The 19049-nt window shown below is 50.4% G+C and carries 17 protein-coding genes and 1 other RNA gene; 10 read left to right on the plus strand and 8 right to left on the minus strand.

The window, feature by feature from the left end; translation table 11 throughout:
* Positions 1-4 precede the first annotated feature (4 nt).
* The 5 genes from rhaT to PCO85_02560 all read right to left on the minus strand — a co-directional run bounded on the left by rhaT (position 5) and on the right by PCO85_02560 (position 5708).
* Positions 5-1039 carry an L-rhamnose/proton symporter RhaT gene (gene rhaT / locus PCO85_02540; protein WJV54372.1) on the minus strand — a complete coding sequence of 345 codons (1035 nt, stop codon included), beginning with the start codon at positions 1037-1039 and terminating at the stop codon, positions 5-7.
* Positions 1040-1318: 279 nt separating this feature from the next.
* The gene (ubiI, locus tag PCO85_02545) at positions 1319-2530 is read right to left on the minus strand and encodes an FAD-dependent 2-octaprenylphenol hydroxylase (GenBank protein WJV54373.1); all 1212 of its coding nucleotides are present in this window, start codon (positions 2528-2530) and stop codon (positions 1319-1321) included.
* 37 nt (positions 2531-2567) lie between these two features.
* Positions 2568-3746, minus strand: a complete 1179-nt coding sequence (ubiH, locus tag PCO85_02550; protein WJV54374.1) for a 2-octaprenyl-6-methoxyphenyl hydroxylase — start codon at positions 3744-3746, stop codon at positions 2568-2570.
* Positions 3743-5068: a Xaa-Pro aminopeptidase gene (gene pepP, locus PCO85_02555; protein WJV55969.1), complete on the minus strand. Its 1326-nt coding sequence runs from the start codon at positions 5066-5068 to the stop codon at positions 3743-3745. The genes ubiH and pepP overlap by 4 nt, the downstream gene beginning before the upstream one ends.
* A 55-nt stretch (positions 5069-5123) precedes the next feature.
* Complete coding sequence (locus PCO85_02560) at positions 5124-5708, minus strand: YecA family protein (GenBank protein WJV54375.1); 585 nt, start codon at positions 5706-5708, stop codon at positions 5124-5126.
* Positions 5709-5898: 190 nt separating this feature from the next.
* Between PCO85_02560 and zapA the strand changes: the two genes are divergently transcribed.
* The 3 genes from zapA (at position 5899) to PCO85_02575 (ending at position 7156) form a co-directional block, all read left to right on the plus strand.
* Complete coding sequence (gene zapA / locus PCO85_02565; GenBank protein WJV54376.1) at positions 5899-6228, plus strand: cell division protein ZapA; 330 nt, start codon at positions 5899-5901, stop codon at positions 6226-6228.
* An 83-nt stretch (positions 6229-6311) separates the two neighbouring features.
* A non-coding RNA gene (ssrS, locus tag PCO85_02570) (6S RNA) lies at positions 6312-6494 on the plus strand.
* Between the two features lie 47 nt (positions 6495-6541).
* Complete coding sequence (locus tag PCO85_02575; protein ID WJV54377.1) at positions 6542-7156, plus strand: 5-formyltetrahydrofolate cyclo-ligase; 615 nt, start codon at positions 6542-6544, stop codon at positions 7154-7156.
* Positions 7157-7179: 23 nt separating this feature from the next.
* Here the strand turns inward: PCO85_02575 and nadR are convergent, their stop codons facing one another.
* The 3 genes from nadR to serB form a co-directional block, all read right to left on the minus strand.
* The gene (gene nadR / locus PCO85_02580) at positions 7180-8421 is read right to left on the minus strand and encodes a multifunctional transcriptional regulator/nicotinamide-nucleotide adenylyltransferase/ribosylnicotinamide kinase NadR (protein ID WJV54378.1); all 1242 of its coding nucleotides are present in this window, start codon (positions 8419-8421) and stop codon (positions 7180-7182) included.
* Between the two features lie 74 nt (positions 8422-8495).
* Positions 8496-9881: a DNA repair protein RadA gene (gene radA, locus PCO85_02585; GenBank protein WJV54379.1), complete on the minus strand. Its 1386-nt coding sequence runs from the start codon at positions 9879-9881 to the stop codon at positions 8496-8498.
* A gap of 16 nt (positions 9882-9897) precedes the next feature.
* Complete coding sequence (serB, locus tag PCO85_02590) at positions 9898-10875, minus strand: phosphoserine phosphatase (GenBank protein WJV54380.1); 978 nt, start codon at positions 10873-10875, stop codon at positions 9898-9900.
* A 144-nt stretch (positions 10876-11019) separates the two neighbouring features.
* On the opposite strand from serB, the gene PCO85_02595 reads away from it, so the two are divergent.
* From PCO85_02595 to PCO85_02625, 7 genes are all read left to right on the plus strand, one after another.
* Positions 11020-11706, plus strand: a complete 687-nt coding sequence (locus tag PCO85_02595; GenBank protein WJV54381.1) for a YtjB family periplasmic protein — start codon at positions 11020-11022, stop codon at positions 11704-11706.
* Positions 11707-12047: 341 nt separating this feature from the next.
* Entirely contained in the window at positions 12048-13637 is a 1590-nt protein-coding gene (gene prfC / locus PCO85_02600) for a peptide chain release factor 3 (GenBank protein ID WJV54382.1), read from the plus strand.
* Between the two features lie 391 nt (positions 13638-14028).
* Entirely contained in the window at positions 14029-14649 is a 621-nt protein-coding gene (gene osmY, locus PCO85_02605) for a molecular chaperone OsmY (protein ID WJV54383.1), read from the plus strand.
* Between the two features lie 312 nt (positions 14650-14961).
* A complete protein-coding gene (locus PCO85_02610; protein ID WJV55970.1) occupies positions 14962-15765 on the plus strand; it encodes a TatD family hydrolase in 804 nt (267 codons plus the stop codon).
* A 323-nt stretch (positions 15766-16088) separates the two neighbouring features.
* Positions 16089-17366: a NupC/NupG family nucleoside CNT transporter gene (locus tag PCO85_02615; protein ID WJV54384.1), complete on the plus strand. Its 1278-nt coding sequence runs from the start codon at positions 16089-16091 to the stop codon at positions 17364-17366.
* 99 nt (positions 17367-17465) lie between these two features.
* Positions 17466-18185, plus strand: a complete 720-nt coding sequence (locus PCO85_02620) for a 4'-phosphopantetheinyl transferase superfamily protein (protein ID WJV54385.1) — start codon at positions 17466-17468, stop codon at positions 18183-18185.
* Positions 18186-18303: 118 nt separating this feature from the next.
* Complete coding sequence (locus PCO85_02625; GenBank protein ID WJV54386.1) at positions 18304-19047, plus strand: SDR family oxidoreductase; 744 nt, start codon at positions 18304-18306, stop codon at positions 19045-19047.
* Positions 19048-19049: the final 2 nt, after the last annotated feature.

Consider the following 19049-nt stretch of genomic DNA (forward strand, 5'->3'; position numbering starts at 1 on the left):
TCCATCAGGATGCCATGCCGATACCCACTACATTGGCAGCCAAAATAATCACCAGACAACCAATAATCAGCACTCTACGGGGATGTTTTCCTGCACCGTTCCATTCTTTCAGCAGCAGTCCGACAATTCCACCACACAACACATAGAAGCTCATGTGCAACATCCAACTGATATAGGCGAAGTTGGCGGGAATGTTGGCTTGCCCCCAGGCGTAGAAGAAAAATTGCAGGTACCACATTGTGCCGCCGAGGATGGAAAAGATGATGTTGGCAATCAGCAGCGGCCTGGCCTGAGAGAGATCCGCTTTCAGGGACAAGTTCTTACAGGTTGCCAGCCGGATAAAGCAGTAACCAAGGTTAATGATCGCACCACCACCCATAATTACCACATAGCTGGGTAAGGCGACATAAAGTGGATTGATACCTAACGTCAGTGCCTGGTCGTGCATGGGTTTGGCGGCGGCTATAGCGAATGACATACCGGCAGAAAAAAAACCGCACAGGATAGCCAGGATTAATCCTTTCCTGAGATTGAACTCTTCTACCTGAATTTTCAGGGCGCGTTCACGCAATAAGCCTGCATAGCTGACGACGCCTACGCCGATCACGGCGATCAGTACGCCCAGCAGTGTCATTTTTCCACCGACTGAACCGAACAGCAGACTAAATTTGCCCTGTAGTAACGGTGTCATCAGCGTACCGACGATGAGGGTAATACCAATGGCGATGCCGATACCCATCGACATCCCCAGGTAGCGCATTGTCAGGCCGTAATTGATATTGCCCACTCCCCACATGGCGCCGAAAAGAAACACGGGCAGTAGGGTGGACAGACTGAATGACCGGTAATAAGCCCAGAAATCAGGCAGCAGCAGTGCGCTGATGACCCAGGGCAGAATAACCCAGGAGAAAAATCCTCCCAGCGACCACATGGTTTCCCAGGACCAGTTTCTTACCTTTTTAAAGGGGGCATAAAAGCAGGCGGCACTGGCCGCACCGATAAAATGCCAGAAAATACCAAGAAGAATAGATGAACTCATTGTCTGTAACCCCTTGTTTTATATTCAATAAACTCAGGTGCGCAATGTATGAATAGAGCCAGTGACATCAGGCAGTCACAGTATAGGGAGCGGGGAATGTAGCTGACCTTCCGATGCGTGCCACTTCTTTCGTCAAGCAGGCAGTGGGTGAAAGGAATGCCGGGGAAATGTCACAGATTTACAACACAATGACGAATCGAGTGAAAAAGCGAAGCGAGTATCAGGATAACTTGTGGGGGCGTGTCCATAGTGGGGATCGCGCCCCACTATGGCAACCGATTACTGTTTTTCTTCCAACCAGGCCGGCAGGTCGTTTAACCCCATGGCCTGACGCACCAGCGTGGGTTTTATCCCTGGTAGGGTATCCGCCAGTTTCAGACCGATATCACGCAGTAATTTCTTGGCGGGATGGTTGCCTGCGAACAGATCGCGGAAACTTTGCATGCTGGCCAGCATCAGCGCGGCGCTGTGCTTGCGCTTGCGTTCATAGCGACGTAAGTAGAGATATTCCCCAATGTCCTTACCTTGTGATTGCAGTCGTTTCAGTTCGGCAATCAATTCGGCGACGTCCATAAAACCCAGATTCACACCCTGACCGGCCAGCGGGTGAATGGTATGGGCGGCGTCTCCCATCAGCACCAGCCGATGAGCAGCAAAACTGCGGGCATAACGTGCGGTCAGCGGGAAGGACTGACGCTGACTCTCTATCTGGCACAGCCCAAGACGCATATCGAATTCCATTGCCAGTTGTTTGTTGAATTCGTCCGCAGGCAGAGCCATCAGCATCTGGGCTCGCGTGGGAGGTAATGACCAGACAATGGAGCTCAGGTAAGGATCGCTTAACGGTAGAAACGCCAACATCCCATCACCATGAAAAACTTGTCTGGCGACAGACTGATGCGGGTTGACAGTACGGATATTCGCCACCAGCGCGTGATGACCGTAATCCCGGAATGTCAGCGGAATATCAGCGTGCTGGCGTAGCCAGGAATGCGCGCCATCGGCACCCACCACCAGCCGCGCGGTTAACATCCCGCCATCTTCCAGGGTGATAAACGCCTCGTTATCGCCCCATACCACCTGTTTCAGCGTGACTGGCGCCATCAGCGTGATGTCGCTGGCATGGGATGCCCGTTGCCATAACGCGCGTTGAATCACATTATTTTCAATGATGTGGCCCAAATGGGAAAACCCAAATTCTTTACCGCTGAAACTGATATGACCAAAACTGTCCTGGTCCCAGACGAACATGTCGTTATAAGGGCTGACATGTTGTTCCGTAATGGATTGCCAGACGCCCAGTTGTCGCAGCAGATACTCACTGGCGGTATTGATGGCCGAGACGCGCAAGGCGTGGTCTGGCCCTGACGGTTGTTCGTCCATCGGCTGCTTTTCCAGCACGGCAACGCGCAGTCCACTGCCTTGTAGACCACAGGCCAGCGCCAGACCGACCATGCCACCGCCCGCGATTACCACGTCAAATGATTGCATAAAGAGTGAATTCCTGTGTGTCCGCGTCTGTGGCGGTTTATCGTTCCACCCAACCCAGAGTACGGCGCGCAAGCGCATCCTGTAGCACTGGCAGGCTATTCATGGCCATTAAGCCCAGATTACGACCGACTTCCAGCGTAAAATAGCGGTTGGCGAACATGCGCACCAGACCGTCGGTAATGGCGACAGTTGTGTCCTGATCAGATTGGCGTCGTTGCTGATAACGGTGCAACACTGCATAACAGCCGGGATCTTCACCACGCTGAACCGCGTCCACCAGCGTTTCTGCCAGCGTCATCACATCCCGTAATCCGAGGTTGAAACCCTGACCGGCAATGGGATGCAGTGTCTGTGCCGCATTGCCCACCAGCGCCAGACGATGGCTGATGTGGCGGGTAGCGGTAATCAGATTTAGCGCATAACTGTGACGCTCACCAATATGGGTAAAGGCACCCAACCGCCAGCCGAAGGCCAACTGTAGCTGATGACGGAATTCGGCTTCGCTCCAGTTGTCGACGTCGCCCTGACGCTCCTGTGCATGACACCATACCAGCGAGCTGCGGTTCTTGCTCATCGGCAGCAGTGCCAGTGGGCCGTGCTGGGTAAAGCGTTCAAACGCCCGTCCTTGATGAGGTTGTGAGGTCGTGACATTAGCGATAACGGCAATCTGATGATAAGGATGCTGCTGCCAACCGATACCGGACGCCTGCGCCAGCATAGAACGGGAACCGTCGGCGGCCACCAGTAACTGGCCGGTGAGTCGGATACCGTTATTTAGCGTCAACGTGGCGTTATCTATTGTACGGGCGACGTCCACCACGGTTGCCGGGCAATGTAGTCGGACACCGGGAGCCTGTTGCAGTAGGGAGAATAACCGTTTGCCCACATCGTGTAGTTCCACCACGTGTCCCAGCGCCGGAACCCGATAATCTGAGGCGTTCAGGTAAACGTATCCTGCATGACCACGATCACTGACATGTACAGTGGTAATCGGGGTTGCGGCATCCATCAGTGATGACCAGATACCAATGGCTTCCAGTTGTTGGCTAGTTCCTTCCGCCAGCGCGATGGCTCTGGCATCAAAACCAGGGTGCTGGTGTTCGAAAGGCGACTGGGCTTCAATCAGATCAACCGGGATCTTCCCCTGGGAAAGGTTGGATATCGCCAGCGCCAGCGTGGCACCCGCCATACCTCCTCCGACAATCATGATGGTCATTGGGTCTTACCTACAGCGTTTGCCATCAGCGCTTCAATAGCATCGGCGTCTTTCACTACACCGGCGGTCAATACGTCGTTACCGTGTTCGGTAATCACGATATCGTCTTCAATTCGTATGCCTATACCACGGTATTGCAATGGAACATCGGCATTCGGGGATATATACAAGCCCGGCTCTACTGTCAGAACCATACCTGGTTCCAGTAGGCGACCGCGGTCGGTGGAACCATAGTCACCAACATCATGCACATCGAGTCCCAGCCAATGGCTCAGACCATGCATAAAGAACGGGCGATGGGCCTGCTCTGAAATCAGTGTCTCTATTTCACCTTGTAGAATGCCGAGTTTTATCAACCCGTTCAGCATGATGCGCACCACTTCTTCGTTCACGTCCCGGATACTGCGACCTGGCGCGAACAGTTCGATTGCCCGGCGTTCAGACGCCAGGACGATGTCGTAAATAGCCCGTTGTGGGGCGGTAAATTTACCATTGACCGGAAAGGTGCGGGTGATATCGCCTGCGTAGCCTTGATACTCGCAACCTGCGTCGATCAGTACCAGATCACCATCATGCATCTGACATTCATTTTCGGTATAGTGCAAAATACAGGCGTTTTCACCGCTGCCCACAATGGTGTTGTAAGAAGGATAACGGGCACCATGACGCGTAAATTCATGGTGGATTTCTCCCTCAAGCTGGTACTCAAACATGCCTGGACGACACTTATCCATCGCACGGGTATGCGCCAGTGCGGTAATCTCCCCCGCCTTGCGCATGATGTCGATTTCCTGTGGTGACTTGAACAGCCGCATCTCATGCACCAACGGGCGCCAGTCAGTTATGGTTGGTGGTGCACTGAGGCCTTGACGGGTACCGTTACGCAATATCTCCAGCGCGTGGAACACCTGCTGATCCGCGTAGCGGTACTGCCCCTGTGCGTGATAGACCACATCGAGTCCATTCAGTAATAAGTGCAGTTGGTCCTTGATTTCATCGAACGGTAAGGCACGATCTACTCCCAGCGTAGCGAGAGCGCCTTCCTGGCCCAAACGACGGCCAAACCAGATCTCCGCCGTAAGGTCGCGAACGCGGTTGAACAGTACACTATGGTGGTGGTTTTCATCACTCTTAATCAGCAGGAGTACCGCTTCAGGTTCGTTAAAACCGGTGAAATACCAGAAATCACTGTTCTGCCGATAGGGGTAATCACTGTCGGCGTTGCGCTGGGCTTCTGGAGCAGCATAAATAACCGCAGCACTGGCGGGAACCATTTTATCCAGCAAAGCCAGACGGCGGCGGAGGTATTCTTGTTGATTCATCATCTGCTCCTGAATAGTCAGCATCGAACATATCTTGTGGTGCGGCATGCGGTGATCAATGCAGTGTCGGTTTTTTCTGTTCTGGCGCCGTGGCTGCCGGATGTGTAAATTCGTTATGGCACATGATGGCGGCGACCCGCACATACTCGATAATTTCTTCCAGCGACTGTTCCAGTTCTTCTTTGTCTTCGTCTTCGTCATAGCCCAGTTGAGCGATATTTCGTAGATCGTCAATCACTTCCTTCAGGTCACCCTGGGCTTTGTCCAACCGTGGCTGCACAACGCCCAGCCCCAACAAAAAATGATTAACCCAACCGGCCAACGCATCGGCGCGATCAAATACGCTGACATCATTTTGCGTGTCATCCGGCAGGAACATCCGGAACATAAATCCATCATCTTCCAGCGTATCGCGGGTTACTTGATAGAGCTGTTGCAGTGGTTGCGCCAGCGTTTGCGGAAAAGCCAATCCTTCATTGGTTAATTCGGAAACTAGCGTTTTCCAGCTGTCGTCCTGGTTACCGGCACAGAGTACACCGCTGATTAGGCCGTGCATTTCGGCGGCCGTCAGGGCGACTTGTTGTTGTTGCAGCAAATGGTCAATGGCTTCGTAGCCTGGGAATGTATTCACTATAGACATGCGCATTCGTCGTCGTTGGCAGAAAGAGTTCGTGTTATGCTACCACCAAGCTCCGTTGCTACACCAGAAAGGGCTTGTATCTTATATTTTGGGATATATATAGTAGCGTCCGCTTTTAACCGGCCCATTACCAGGCGGCACAGGATAAAATCTTATGCGGGCGTGAGATGAAACAAGGCAGGAAGGTGACATGTCTGCACAACCGGTAGATATTCAAATATTTGGTCGTTCGTTAAGAGTTAATTGCCCGCCAGAACAACAAGATGCGTTGAATCAGGCGGCGGAAGATCTTAACCAGCGGTTGCAAGACCTCAAAATTCGCACTAGAGTCACGAACACTGAGCAATTAGTGTTTATTGCCGCACTCAATGTGTGTCATGAACTGGCGCAGGAACGGTTAAAAACCCGTGATTATGCGACCAACATGGAACAGCGGATTCGTATGTTGCAACAAACCATTGAACAGGCGTTGTTGGAACAAGGGCAAATTACAGAGCGCCAAGGCCCACAGTTTGAGTAACATCGCGTTTTGACAAAAGTCCGGTATTTTGTGGTAACACTACGTTGCCAGACGTGTTAAAGTTAATCCGAGTAAAGAACAAAATTTCTCTGAGATGTTTGCCAGTGGGCCAGTCCCCTGAGCCGATATTTATACCAATAGAATGTAACGATCCGTGATTGGTGAGCACGCTCGGTTCGGCCGAGAAGCCTTAAGATTGCGACGTTGCGTTCACCTTGAACCATGGGTTCAAGGGTTACAGCCTACGGCGGCATCTCGGAGATTCCATTCCCTCTCTTTTTTCCTGAATTACTCAGTGCGGTAGTTGATTTCTATGCCAGTGATCGCTCCTACAGTTAATCCTCTTTCCAACCAGTCGTTACGTCAGTCTCTTCGTCAGGAAGTGCGACAGCGTCGCCGTCAACTCAGTGCTGAACAGCAGGCTGCATTTGCCCGCCAGGCAACAGAACGGGTGATGAGCCATCCCCGTTTACAACATGCACAGCGCGTGGCGGTCTTCCTTTCGTTTGATGGTGAATTAAATACCCAATCATTGATTCAGGCGCTCTGGCAACAGCAAAAACAGGTTTATCTGCCGGTGCTGCACCCCTTCAGCCCGGGACATCTGCTTTTTTTACGCTATGACAGTGAAACCGAGTTGGTGCAAAACCGTTTGAAGGTGATGGAACCACGTCTGGATGTCCGCAAGGTATTGCCGCCAACGCAACTGGACATCTTGCTAGCTCCGCTGGTGGCGTTCGATGCGCGGGGACAACGGTTGGGTATGGGTGGTGGTTTCTATGATCGCACGTTACAACACTGGCAGCAGCGTGGACCTTATCCCATCGGGCTGGCACATGATTGCCAGCAGGTAGAGGCATTACCCGTGGATAATTGGGATGTTGCGTTGCCGGAGATTATTACACCTTCTCATTGCTGGCAGTGGTAAATCCTGAGGATGCTACTATTAGGTTATTGATTTCTATGTGGGTGTCCCAGCATGTTCTGCACCAGCTCAACACAACGCAGGAAACGGCTATCATAGTCAGAGTCGCTGACATCAATGTACGACACCTTGTTTTCTATCAACATGGCTTTCAGCAGATCCTGGAACGCTTGCCGGTCTGATGCGCTGCCGAGGCTGCGTAAGCCATCCGCGACCCATGGAGTATTGTTTTCCAGCAGGATCACCAGATCGAAACGGTACTCTTCAACCAGCGCCTGTACGAATGGGTGCTCTCGTCCTTCGTATTTTTTGCAAAACGCCTGAGTAGTAATGAAATCCGTATCGATAAAAGCAACTTTATTAGCATATTTTATTGCAAAATCAACATATTGCGCCTGACCTAGTGCAATTTTGTCGTAATCGGAATATTGCAGTGCCATTTCATCTCCCCCAAGATGGGAGAACACATAGTCACGGCCGTACTCCCAGGCACTACTGGTGTTGAAAATATTCGCCAGTTTGTTCACTAGCGTGGATTTTCCGCTGGATTCACCACCCAGAATCGCCACCGTGCGGACAAAGAACGGTTTCACTTCGGTGGGAATATATTCCCAGTAACGGAAGGGGTCCTGGCGTATCTGTGTGCCACTGATGTTCATGAATGAGCGTTTAGGATCGACCAACACAGTATCGATGCCCAGATGTTCGTTGTACTGTGGTGCATCCTGCTCTTCGCTGGTGTAGACGTAGTTAGGCTCGATTCCCTTCTCGGCCATGAAATTCTTGATACCCCGGCTCCACACATCCCAGCCATGCGGATAAGGTTCCATACCTTGTTCATTGAAGGCATGAATATGAATATTTTTCTGATATTTAAAAGTTTGTAACAGCCAACGCAGTCGATCACTAACGGTAGGTTGCTGAGACATGGAACTGTGTTCAAACAACAGACGATCCCGCGGTTCGTCATAGCCTAAAACCACATGCAGTTCATCCACCTGACTGCAAGCGCGTTGAATCAGATAAATATGGCCGGTATGTAGCGGGTAAAATTTACCGAACACCACGCCGATGCTTTTTTGCTGATAGGGGAATTCAAGCCCGAGGAAACGGTGTAGTGCTTCGAGTTTTTGGGCGCTGGGGCTTTTTATTTTGGCGTTGATTAACTGGCTGAGATAGCCTTTTGTCATATCCGTGGCATCAGCTACCTGCTGTAGGGTGCATCCTTTTTGCCTGATAGCAGATTTAAGATAATCGTATGGTGACATTGTCCGACACTCCTGTTTAGCTAACTAAACAAAATATCACAGAGTGCCCACGACAATCCAAAGCAAATACACCGTTACAGCTCGTCGAGTATCGCCAGCGCATCGGCCAGTTTTTTTACACCAAATACCTGCATAGTGGTGGGTGGTTTTTTCGGCATGTTGGCGAAAGGCACAATCGCACGTTTGAAACCATGCTTTGATGCTTCGGCGATACGCTCCTGACCGCTGGGTACCGGACGAATTTCTCCCGCCAGGCCGACTTCCCCAAACACTACCAAATCTTGCGGCAGTGGCCGGTCACGCAGGCTGGAGACCAGTGAAAGCAATAGTGCCAGGTCAGCGCTGGTTTCGGTGACTTTCACACCCCCAACGACGTTCACAAATACGTCCTGATCAGACATCTGTAAACCACCGTGACGGTGCAACACCGCCAGCAGAATAGCCAGACGATTTTGTTCCAGACCTACCGCTACTCGCCGTGGGTTAGCCATCATGGAGTGATCTACCAGTGCCTGAATTTCCACCAATAATGGCCTGGTGCCTTCCCATACCACCATTACCGAACTGCCGGAAGTCACTTCATCGCCGCGACTGAGGAAGATAGCCGATGGATTACTGATTTCCCGCAATCCTTGTTCCGTCATTGCAAATACGCCCAGCTCATTAACCGCACCGAAGCGATTTTTATGGCTACGCAGGGTACGGAAGCGAGAATCGGCATCGCCGTCCAACATGACGGAACAGTCGATACAGTGTTCCAGTACTTTCGGGCCGGCTAACGAACCGTCTTTGGTCACATGCCCGACCATAATAATGGCGACACCACGGGTTTTGGCAAAGCGCGTCAGGTACGCTGCGGTTTCCCGCACCTGCGCCACACTACCGGGGGAGGACTGGATATCGGCAAGATGCATCACCTGAATGGAGTCGATCACCATCAGTCTGGGTTGTTCCTGTTCGGCAATCAGACAGATCTGCTCAATGCTGGTTTCCGACAGCATATTGATATTCTGAGTCGGTAATCCCAGACGATGGGCACGCATTGCCACCTGTTGCAGGGATTCTTCACCCGTGACGTACAATGTTTTCATCTGTCCGGCCAGTTTGCTCAGCGTTTGCAGCAGCAGCGTACTTTTGCCGGCTCCCGGATTTCCGCCAATCAGAATGGCACTGCCGGGAACGACACCACCACCGAGTACACGGTCAAACTCCAGGAATCCAGTGGAGAAGCGCGGCAGGTCTTCCAAACTGATGTCGGAAAGCTTTTGTACCCGGCTGATGCCGGCGTTCTCTCCGGCGTAGCCAGAGAAACGGTCGTTTCGCGATGAGGATACGGCCGCGGCCAGGCGAACTTCAGTAATGCTGTTCCAGGCCTGGCAGGCACTGCACTGCCCCTGCCAGCGTGGATAATCGGCGCCACACTCATTACACACAAATGCGCGTTTGGCTGCTTTTGCCACGGATTACCTCGATAAATTAACGGATTTCGTGTCGAAGACTGCCACTCAGGATACACAATACGCCGGTCAGATCAGCATGACGAATGCTGATTGATGTCTGGGCGTTAACCTTGGGCTTGGCATGATAAGCAATGCCGAGTCCGGCAGCTTTAATCATCAACAGATCATTGGCACCATCGCCGATAGCCACAGTTTGTTTCACCGGTATTTCCAGCTTTTCTGCTAACTGGCGTAGCGTATCCGCTTTATATCTGGCATCAATAATCGGGCCAACCACTTCACCGGTAAGTTTACCGTCGCGCATACCCATCTCATTTGCCACGGCGGCGACCAGATCGAGCTCTTCACGCAAATAGTCGGAAAAATAGGTGAAGCCACCAGAGGCAATAGCAATATGCCAGCCAGCGTCCTGTAGCTGTTTCACCATCACTTTCAGTCCGGGTGTTAAAGGCAGACGATCCCGGACCTGACGCAGTATGTTGGCATCGGCACCTTTTAAGGTTGCTACCCGTTGGCGCAGACTAGCAGCAAAATCCAGTTCACCACGCATGGCCCGTTCGGTAACATCGGCTACCATCTCGCCAGTACCGGCCAGTTTGGCAATCTCATCAATACACTCAATCTGAATGGCCGTTGAGTCCATATCCATCACCAGTAAACCTGGCGCGCGCAGACTGGGCGTATTGTCCATTTCAGCGACATCGAGCCCCAGTTCATGGGCGACTTTGGTGGCGCGAGGTGTCAATATACCGGCCAGTCGCACCACCTGATAATCATCTACACTCCAGGCGCTGACGATGACCAGTGGATCGCCAAGGTGTTGCTGAACCCGGGAGAGTAGATATTTATCGAGCACATCCCCATACAGCAACCAACCAGTGTAGCCAGCCCGATAATCGAGAGGCATGACTTCATCGCCGCTCAGTGAGAGCGGCAGATTCGGCCAACAGTTGATCTCTGTCGGTAGATCTCGATAGGTTAAATGGTTCGACATGGGTAAATCCTTTCCAGCGGGTAACGATGAATTGATGGTGTGTTGGATGGTCACAAAAAGGACGATCATAAATCAACGCAACAAGCTATCCTATCGTCGGCGCTTCTGGCAACATTAAAGTATCCAAATCGCGTAGGTATTCCCATGGTTCGGACCCGGATAAAATTTCGTTTACATCGCACAGCCATCGTTCTGATTTGTTTGGCTCTGCTGGTCATATTGATGCAGGGAGCTTCTTACTTCAGCCTGAACCATCAGATGGCACGTTCAGAGCAGGTTGAAGAACTGGCGCGCACATTGGCAAAACAGGTGGCTTATACACTGACGCCCTTGATGGAAAGTAGTGATGATAATAGCCAGAAAATCAACGCCATGCTAAAGAACTTAACGGATCATAGCCGTATTCTGGACGCTGCAATTTATCAGCAGGATGGGACGCTGGTCGCGCGATCCGGCGAAAAGATTGATGTCCGGGATCGGTTGGCGCTGGATGGAAATAGGGTAGGCAGCTACTTTAATCATCAACTAGTGGAACCCGTGAATGGTAAAGACGGACCGATAGGTTTCCTGCGTATCACGCTGGATACTCACGTATTGGTGACAGAAGCCACGCAGGTAGATAACACCACCAATATTCTGCGTTTAATGATTCTTCTGGCATTGGCGATAGGGATCATTCTGGCACGAACATTGTTGCAAAACCGACGTACCCGCTGGCAGCAGTCTCCTTATCTACTCACAGCCAATACATCAGTGCAGGACGAGCCTACAGATGCCGATGCAGATACAGATGAGCAGGCGGCGCCGTCAGAACATATTAAGAAAGAGTAATACTGGCAGTGGTTGGATAGTATCCATGTTTATCAGTGCTACTGGTAATTCTCTGTGGTCGATGTCAACACGCTTTACCCAAAAGAGGTTTTACTTCCGTGTGATCAGCGATGCAATAACACCAAATCAACGTAATCAGCTTGCTTATTGGACTTGTCTACACTCTCTTCCACACTAAGCCTTGAGCGCATTTATCTCATCCTTGATTGTTTATACTGCCAAGATCAGTAAGAATAAGCGCCAATTGGGCCTCATAAAACGAGGCCATGTTTGGAGCGATTTGCAGTAGACTCCATTAGAACTTTATATAACTCGCTATTTAAAATAGAAGATTTAAAAAGATGTCAAATCCTTCATTTTTGCAAGAGATTTCCCACCGCAGGACTTTTGCTATTATTTCTCACCCCGATGCCGGTAAAACGACGATTACTGAAAAAGTACTGTTGCTCGGGCAGGCCATTCAGATCGCCGGCACGGTAAAAGGGCGTGGGTCCAGTCAACATGCCAAATCCGACTGGATGGAGATGGAAAAGCAGCGCGGTATTTCTATTACTACCTCTGTAATGCAGTTTCCTTATCACGAGTGTCTGGTCAATTTGCTGGATACACCAGGGCATGAGGATTTCTCGGAGGATACCTATCGTACTCTGACCGCAGTGGATTGCTGTCTGATGGTGATCGATGCGGCAAAAGGGGTTGAAGATCGTACTCGCAAGTTGATGGAAGTTACGCGTCTGCGCGATACGCCGATCCTGACTTTTATGAACAAGCTGGACCGGGATATCCGTGATCCGATGGAAGTGCTGGACGAAGTTGAAAGGGAATTGAAAATTGCGTGCGCGCCGATTACCTGGCCGATTGGTTGCGGTAAGTTGTTCAAAGGTGTTTATCATCTCTATAAAGATGAAACCTATCTGTATCAGAGTGGTATGGGGCACACCATTCAAGAAGTACGCATTGTCAAAGGGTTGAATAACCCGGATCTGGACAAGGCGGTCGGGGAAGACCTGGCGGCTCAATTGCGTGAAGAGCTGGATCTGGTAAAAGGCGCTTCCAATGAATTTGATGAAGAAGACTTTTTGTCCGGGGAATTAACGCCAGTATTCTTTGGTACTGCGTTGGGCAATTTCGGCGTGGATCATATGCTGGATGGTCTTGTGTCCTGGGCGCCATCACCGATGCCGCGTAAAACAGACGTTCGTGTGGTGAACGCTGGTGAAGAAAAATTCACCGGTTTTGTGTTCAAAATTCAGGCTAACATGGACCCGAAACACCGTGACCGCGTGGCGTTCATGCGGATAGTGTCCGGTAAGTATGAAAAAGGCATGAAGCTACGTCAGGTGCGTACGGGCAAAGACGTTATTATCTCTGATGCCTTGACGTTCATGGCAGGTGACCGTTCCCATGTGGAAGAAGCTTATCCTGGCGACATCATCGGGTTACATAATCACGGCACGATCCAGATTGGAGATACTTTTACCCAGGGTGAGGATATGAAGTTCACCGGTATTCCTAACTTTGCGCCGGAACTGTTCCGTCGTATTCGGCTGCGTGATCCGTTAAAGCAGAAGCAGTTACTGAAAGGGTTGGTACAGCTGTCCGAAGAGGGGGCTGTGCAGGTGTTCCGGCCGTTAATCAATAACGATCTGATTGTCGGGGCGGTTGGGGTGCTACAGTTTGATGTCGTGGTGGCGCGCCTGAAGACTGAATACAACGTAGAGGCCGTGTATGAATCGGTCAACGTTTCCACTGCGCGCTGGGTGGAGTGTAATAATGTTAAGAAGTTTGAAGAATTTAAACGCAAGAATGAACAGCATCTGGCGTTGGATGGCGGTGATAATTTAACGTACATCGCACCCACCATGGTAAACCTTAACCTGACTCAGGAACGTTATCCTGAGGTCCAGTTTCATAAGACCCGCGAACACTAAGCTTGTTGATGACAGGCTGATGACTTTTCCCGTTATCAGCCTGTGTATTATTATTTTTTTTTATAATCATTACATTAACTGCATTTCCCTTCCTGCCTTTCCCACTGAGTTAATTCACAGACAAATCTTAAATCGTTCTCTAAATGTTTTTTTCTCATAAACGGCCTGGGTTTTTGTTTTTTGTCGTCTATAGTTAATTGCGTGTAGGGCGGTCTGGTTTTTTTGACTGCCAATGTGACTTTGAGTGGATTCTTATATTAATTTTTTTATTTTTTGTAATTCTATAATCTGTTTGTTGTGATGGGACAAGGCTAATGACGACGGCCTATCCTGGCGGGAAGGTGTTAGTGAAACCTGTTGATGAAACAGGATAACTGTAAGGACGATGTTGATGAAAAAGACTAACAAGATTGCACTATCGCGGATCGCGGTTGTTTTGGTGACGGTTCTGGCCGGTAGTAGCTATGTGCTAGCGGAGGAAACTATCGGGCAAGAAGCGAAAAATATCGCAGAAACCACAGGGAATAAAATCGATAGCTCGGTCCAGACGGCATCTGGTTATGTTGATGACAGCGCGATCACCGCGAAAGTGAAAGCGGCATTATTGGCGTCTAAAACCCTCGACAGTGATGATATTTCTGTTAAAACAACCCAGGGAGTGGTAACACTCAGCGGTTTTGTGACCAGTCAGAAATTGGCCATCAGCGCCGTAGAAATTGCCACTAAAACGGAAGGTGTTAAGTCGGTCAGCGACAAGCTTCAAGTAAAGGATGCCAGCTCCCAATCATTGATGTCCTATGCCGGGGATGCAGTGACGACCAGTACGATCAAGGCCAAATTGCTGGCGGATGACATTGTGCCTTCACGCCATGTCAGAGTGGAAACTGTTGATGGTGTCGTACAGTTAACAGGGCAGGTGGGTAACAAAGCGCAGTCTGATCGTGCTGAAAAAATAGCAAAATCGGTTGATGGCGTTAAGAGTGTTAAAAACGATCTCACAGTAAAATCCTAAGGCCGGGTCGGATGCGGGCTGCCTATCGTGGATAGCGAGTCCGTGATATTGCGGCCAATGATGGCATGTCTTCCGTGCCGTCATGTTCACCCAGTATGCTTCTGGCGCGTGGCCCGTTATTGTCCTGAAGCGTCGATTCGGCTGTGCAGTCGGGTTAGCGGACGATCACGAATTGCTTTCCGATGTGTTATAAGCGCATGACGATGACGTACTAAAAAAGGTATCCTCGATTTATCCTGCACTGTCCTGAAGGTTTAAACATTGCAAACCCGCGTTTCAGCTATTCCTGCATCTTCAGATATTGCCATTAACATTGCGCAGTCCGCGTCTGTTGTGTTTATTGATACCCACTGTCATTTTGATTTTCCACCTTTTGCGGCGGACGAAGTGGCAAGTTTGCATCGTGCGGCGCAAGCTGGTGTCGAAGGAATTATTATTCCTGCCGTTGAGTCCCATTATTTTGATCGTATCCTGCATTTGGCCCACAGCTGGCCGGTGTTGTATGCGGCACTTGGGTTACATCCGCTTTATATTGAGCGTCATCACGAGGCAGATTTGGCGCTGCTGGAATCTCGGCTTCATGATCGTGACCACCGATTGGTTGCGGTTGGTGAAATAGGCTTGGATCTTTACCGGGACGATCCGCAGTTTGAACGGCAATGCGTCTTCCTTAACGCTCAGTTGGAACTGGCCAAGCAATACGATTTGCCCGTTATTCTGCATTCACGCCGGAGTCACGATCCGTTGGCCGCATTATTGAAACAGGCTCAACTGCCACGTACCGGGGTGGTGCACGGATTTTCGGGCAGTTTTGAACAGGCACAGGCGTTTATTCGATTGGGATATTATATTGGCGTCGGCGGTGTCATTACCTATCCGCGAGCCAATAAAACACGGCAGGCTATCGCCCGTTTGCCGCTGGATCGTTTGCTACTGGAAACTGATGCGCCAGATATGCCCGTGTGTGGTTATCAAGGGGAACCTAACCGACCTGAACGTATCCGTTCCGTATTTCAGTCGTTATGTGATCTGCGTACTGAATCGCCAGAGGTGCTTGCGGCGGTATTATATGAGAATACTCACCGTCTTTTCCCGTTGACGGTGTCCTGCCAATGAGTGCTATCTGTCGCTTTTCTGGTTTTTCCTCGGTTTCCCGGTATTATTTTCATAACTATAACTTATTTTTCTTTTGTGGCTAATGGCCGTAGAGCGGGAGTTTCGTATGGAAATCTTTGCTAAAATGAAATTTTGTGCCAAAAAAAGGTGATGACTCTCATTATCTGATGTTTTTCTTTGCCTGATGTTGTATGAGTTTGTGGCATCCCACTCGCCTATGTTGCGTCGTGGGTGTTTGTTATCAACTGCTACCATTGGCAGGCTGTATTCCCGCTTTGTTGGGCGGGTATTTTTATGTTCACTCTCGCTACAGGGAATTTCGCATGGAACTCTTAATGAGTCTGTTGGGTATGGCTGTGCTGATATTGATTGCGGTCATGCTTTCCGGCAACCGTAAGGCCATTAACCGTCGTACTGTCAGTGGTGCGTTTCTGATTCAGGTCGGGATTGGTGCCTTGGTATTATATATTCCGTTGGGACGCGAAGTCCTGAACGGCATGTCGGAAGGCGTCGCCAATGTGATCTCCTACGGCAACCAGGGAATCTCATTCATGTTTGGTGGTCTGGTATCGAGCAAAATGTTTGAGGTCTTTGGTGGCGGCGGTTTCGTATTTGCCCTCCGGGTTCTGCCCATTATCGTCTTCTTCTCTTCACTGATAGCGGTGCTCTATTATCTGGGCATTATGCAATGGGTGATTCGTGTTCTAGGCGGTGGTTTACAGAAAGTACTCGGAACATCGCGTACGGAGTCGCTTTCTGCTACCGCAAATATCTTTGTTGGTCAAACCGAAGCACCATTGGTGGTTCGTCCTTATATTGCCAATATGACTGAGTCTGAGCTGTTTGCCGTGATGTGTGGTGGGTTGGCGTCTGTCGCTGGGTCAGTATTGGCTGGTTATGCTCAGATGGGCGTGCCGCTGGAATACTTGATTGCCGCATCGTTTATGGCGGCACCGGGTGGATTGCTGTTTGCCAAGTTAATCATGCCGGAGACTGAAAAAACGCATGACCGGGATGTGATCGGCAGTTTTGTCGGGGATGAAGAAAAACCGAGCAACGTCATTGACGCTGCTGCCAGCGGTGCGGCTTCCGGTATGCAGTTAGCACTGAATGTTGGTGCTATGTTGCTGGCGTTTATTGCGTTGATCGCGCTGCTTAACGGTATTCTTGGCGGTGTCGGCGGCTGGTTCAATTTTCCGCAGTTATCGCTGGAGATGATCCTCGGCTGGATTTTTTCGCCTATAGCTTTCCTGATTGGGGTGCCGTGGAATGAGTCGATGGTGGCGGGTTCATTCATTGGACAAAAACTGATACTCAATGAATTCGTGGCTTACATGAATTTTAGTGCTTACTTGAAACCGGATAATGTGGTGACTGCCTCCGGGTTGCAGGTTTTGTCAGCGCATACCAAGGCGATTATCTCTTTTGCGTTGTGCGGATTTGCCAACCTGTCCTCGATTGCTATTTTGATTGGCGGGTTGGGCAGTATGGCGCCTCAACGCCGTCATGATATTGCCAGACTAGGGCTGAAAGCGGTAGCGGCAGGTACGTTGTCCAATTTAATGAGCGCCAGTATTGCGGGTTTTTTTCTGGCTTTGTAAGTCGAACCTCGGGTGAGGTGTAGTTTTATCATCCTGCATTTCCCTGTGGTGTAGCAACATAACCGGATGGTTCGACATACCGGTTGAGAGTTTAGTGACATGCTTTCTGATTTTATTAAAGAAATAGAGTGGATGACATTCCACCTGGCTGATAACAACACCATTTATCCAGGGTTTAGTGCTCGCTGTTATTTTTACCTGCCGGCGTATCGGGACGATATGTTCTTCCTCGCTGGCATTCCTCTCACGGCGGAAATGGAGCGTTCGGTACCCAAGCGACGGGCAGAGTTTCTGGCGGGGCGCTATTTGGCGAAACAGGTACTGGAACGTCTCGGTATTAGTGGCTTTGTCCTGCAAAACGGGCGTGATCGTTCTCCGCAATGGCCAGCAACGGTGTCAGGTTCACTGAGTCACAATGTGGACAGCGCATTTTGTGCCGCCCATTTCCACAGTGAGACCTTCTCTTGTATCGGGCTGGACGTTGAAACTGTGATGACTACTGAACGGGCGGATAGCCTGTGGCCAGGTATCGTGGATGAGGTTGAATACAACTGGCTGCGTTCACAGGATCAGATCACCGTTACTGAGATGTTGACGCTGAATTTCTCGGCAAAGGAGAGCTTGTATAAGGCGCTGTATCCACATGTGAAGCGCTATTTTGATTTTCTGGATGTCCGAATGGTCGAACTAGATATCATTAAACAGATTTTTACGCTGGAATTGCGCACTGCACTGGCTCCTGATTACCCGGCAGGGCGCTGTTTTCGTGGTATTTACCGGATGCGTGAGCGGGATGTGACCACGTTTATTTGCTGTTGAATTCCAACCTGCGTGGTGGATAACGCCATCACGCTGTTTTTGTGACAGATATATGCAGCGAGAGGCGATCATGGCGTAATATTCTGCTTAAAAGCGGCAGGTGAGTACGGAGCGACCAATGAGGATGACGGGTAATACGATACTGATTACTGGCGGTGGTTCTGGTATCGGCCGGGAGTTGGCAGAAGCGTTCCATGTGGCAGGAAATCAGGTGATTATTGCGGGTCGCCACGAAACGCCGCTGCAACAAGCGGCAGCAGCTAATCCGGGTATGAGTTATCAAGTGTTGGATCAGCGCAACGCCAGTGACGTGAGCGCTTTCGTCGCCTCTCTCACTGCCAGATATCCTCAGTTGAATGTAGTGATCAATAACGCCGGAATTCAGCGCCGGGAAGACCTTATTCGTCCACAGTTGTCAGCGGTGGAGGAAACGGTAGCCACCAATTTGCTGGGACCGATTTATCTGACCACCGCCTTATTGCCTCAATTGATGCGGCAATCTCAGGCGGCAATTCTGAACGTGACCTCTGAGCTGGCTTTCCTGCCGCAGGCTATCACACCGACGTATTGTGCCACCAAAGCGGCGTTGCACTCTTACACTCAATCACTGCGTTGCCAATTACGTAATAGCCCGGTGCAGGTGATTGAAATCATTCCTCCCTGGGTACAAACCGGCTTACAGGGCGAGTGGGGGTTCGATCCTCAGGCGATGCCATTACAGGCATTTATCAGTGAAACCATGATGTTATTATCTTCACAGCCAACTGCCGGTGAAATTGTGGTGCAGCGGGCGCAACCCTTCCGATTTGCCCAGCGAAACGGTAATTATGAAGTATTATTCCGGGCGTTCAACGAAACCTGACT

Origin of the sequence: Prodigiosinella aquatilis (assembly GCA_030388725.1) — a bacterium.
GTDB classification, from domain to species: Bacteria; Pseudomonadota; Gammaproteobacteria; order Enterobacterales; family Enterobacteriaceae; genus Prodigiosinella; species Prodigiosinella aquatilis.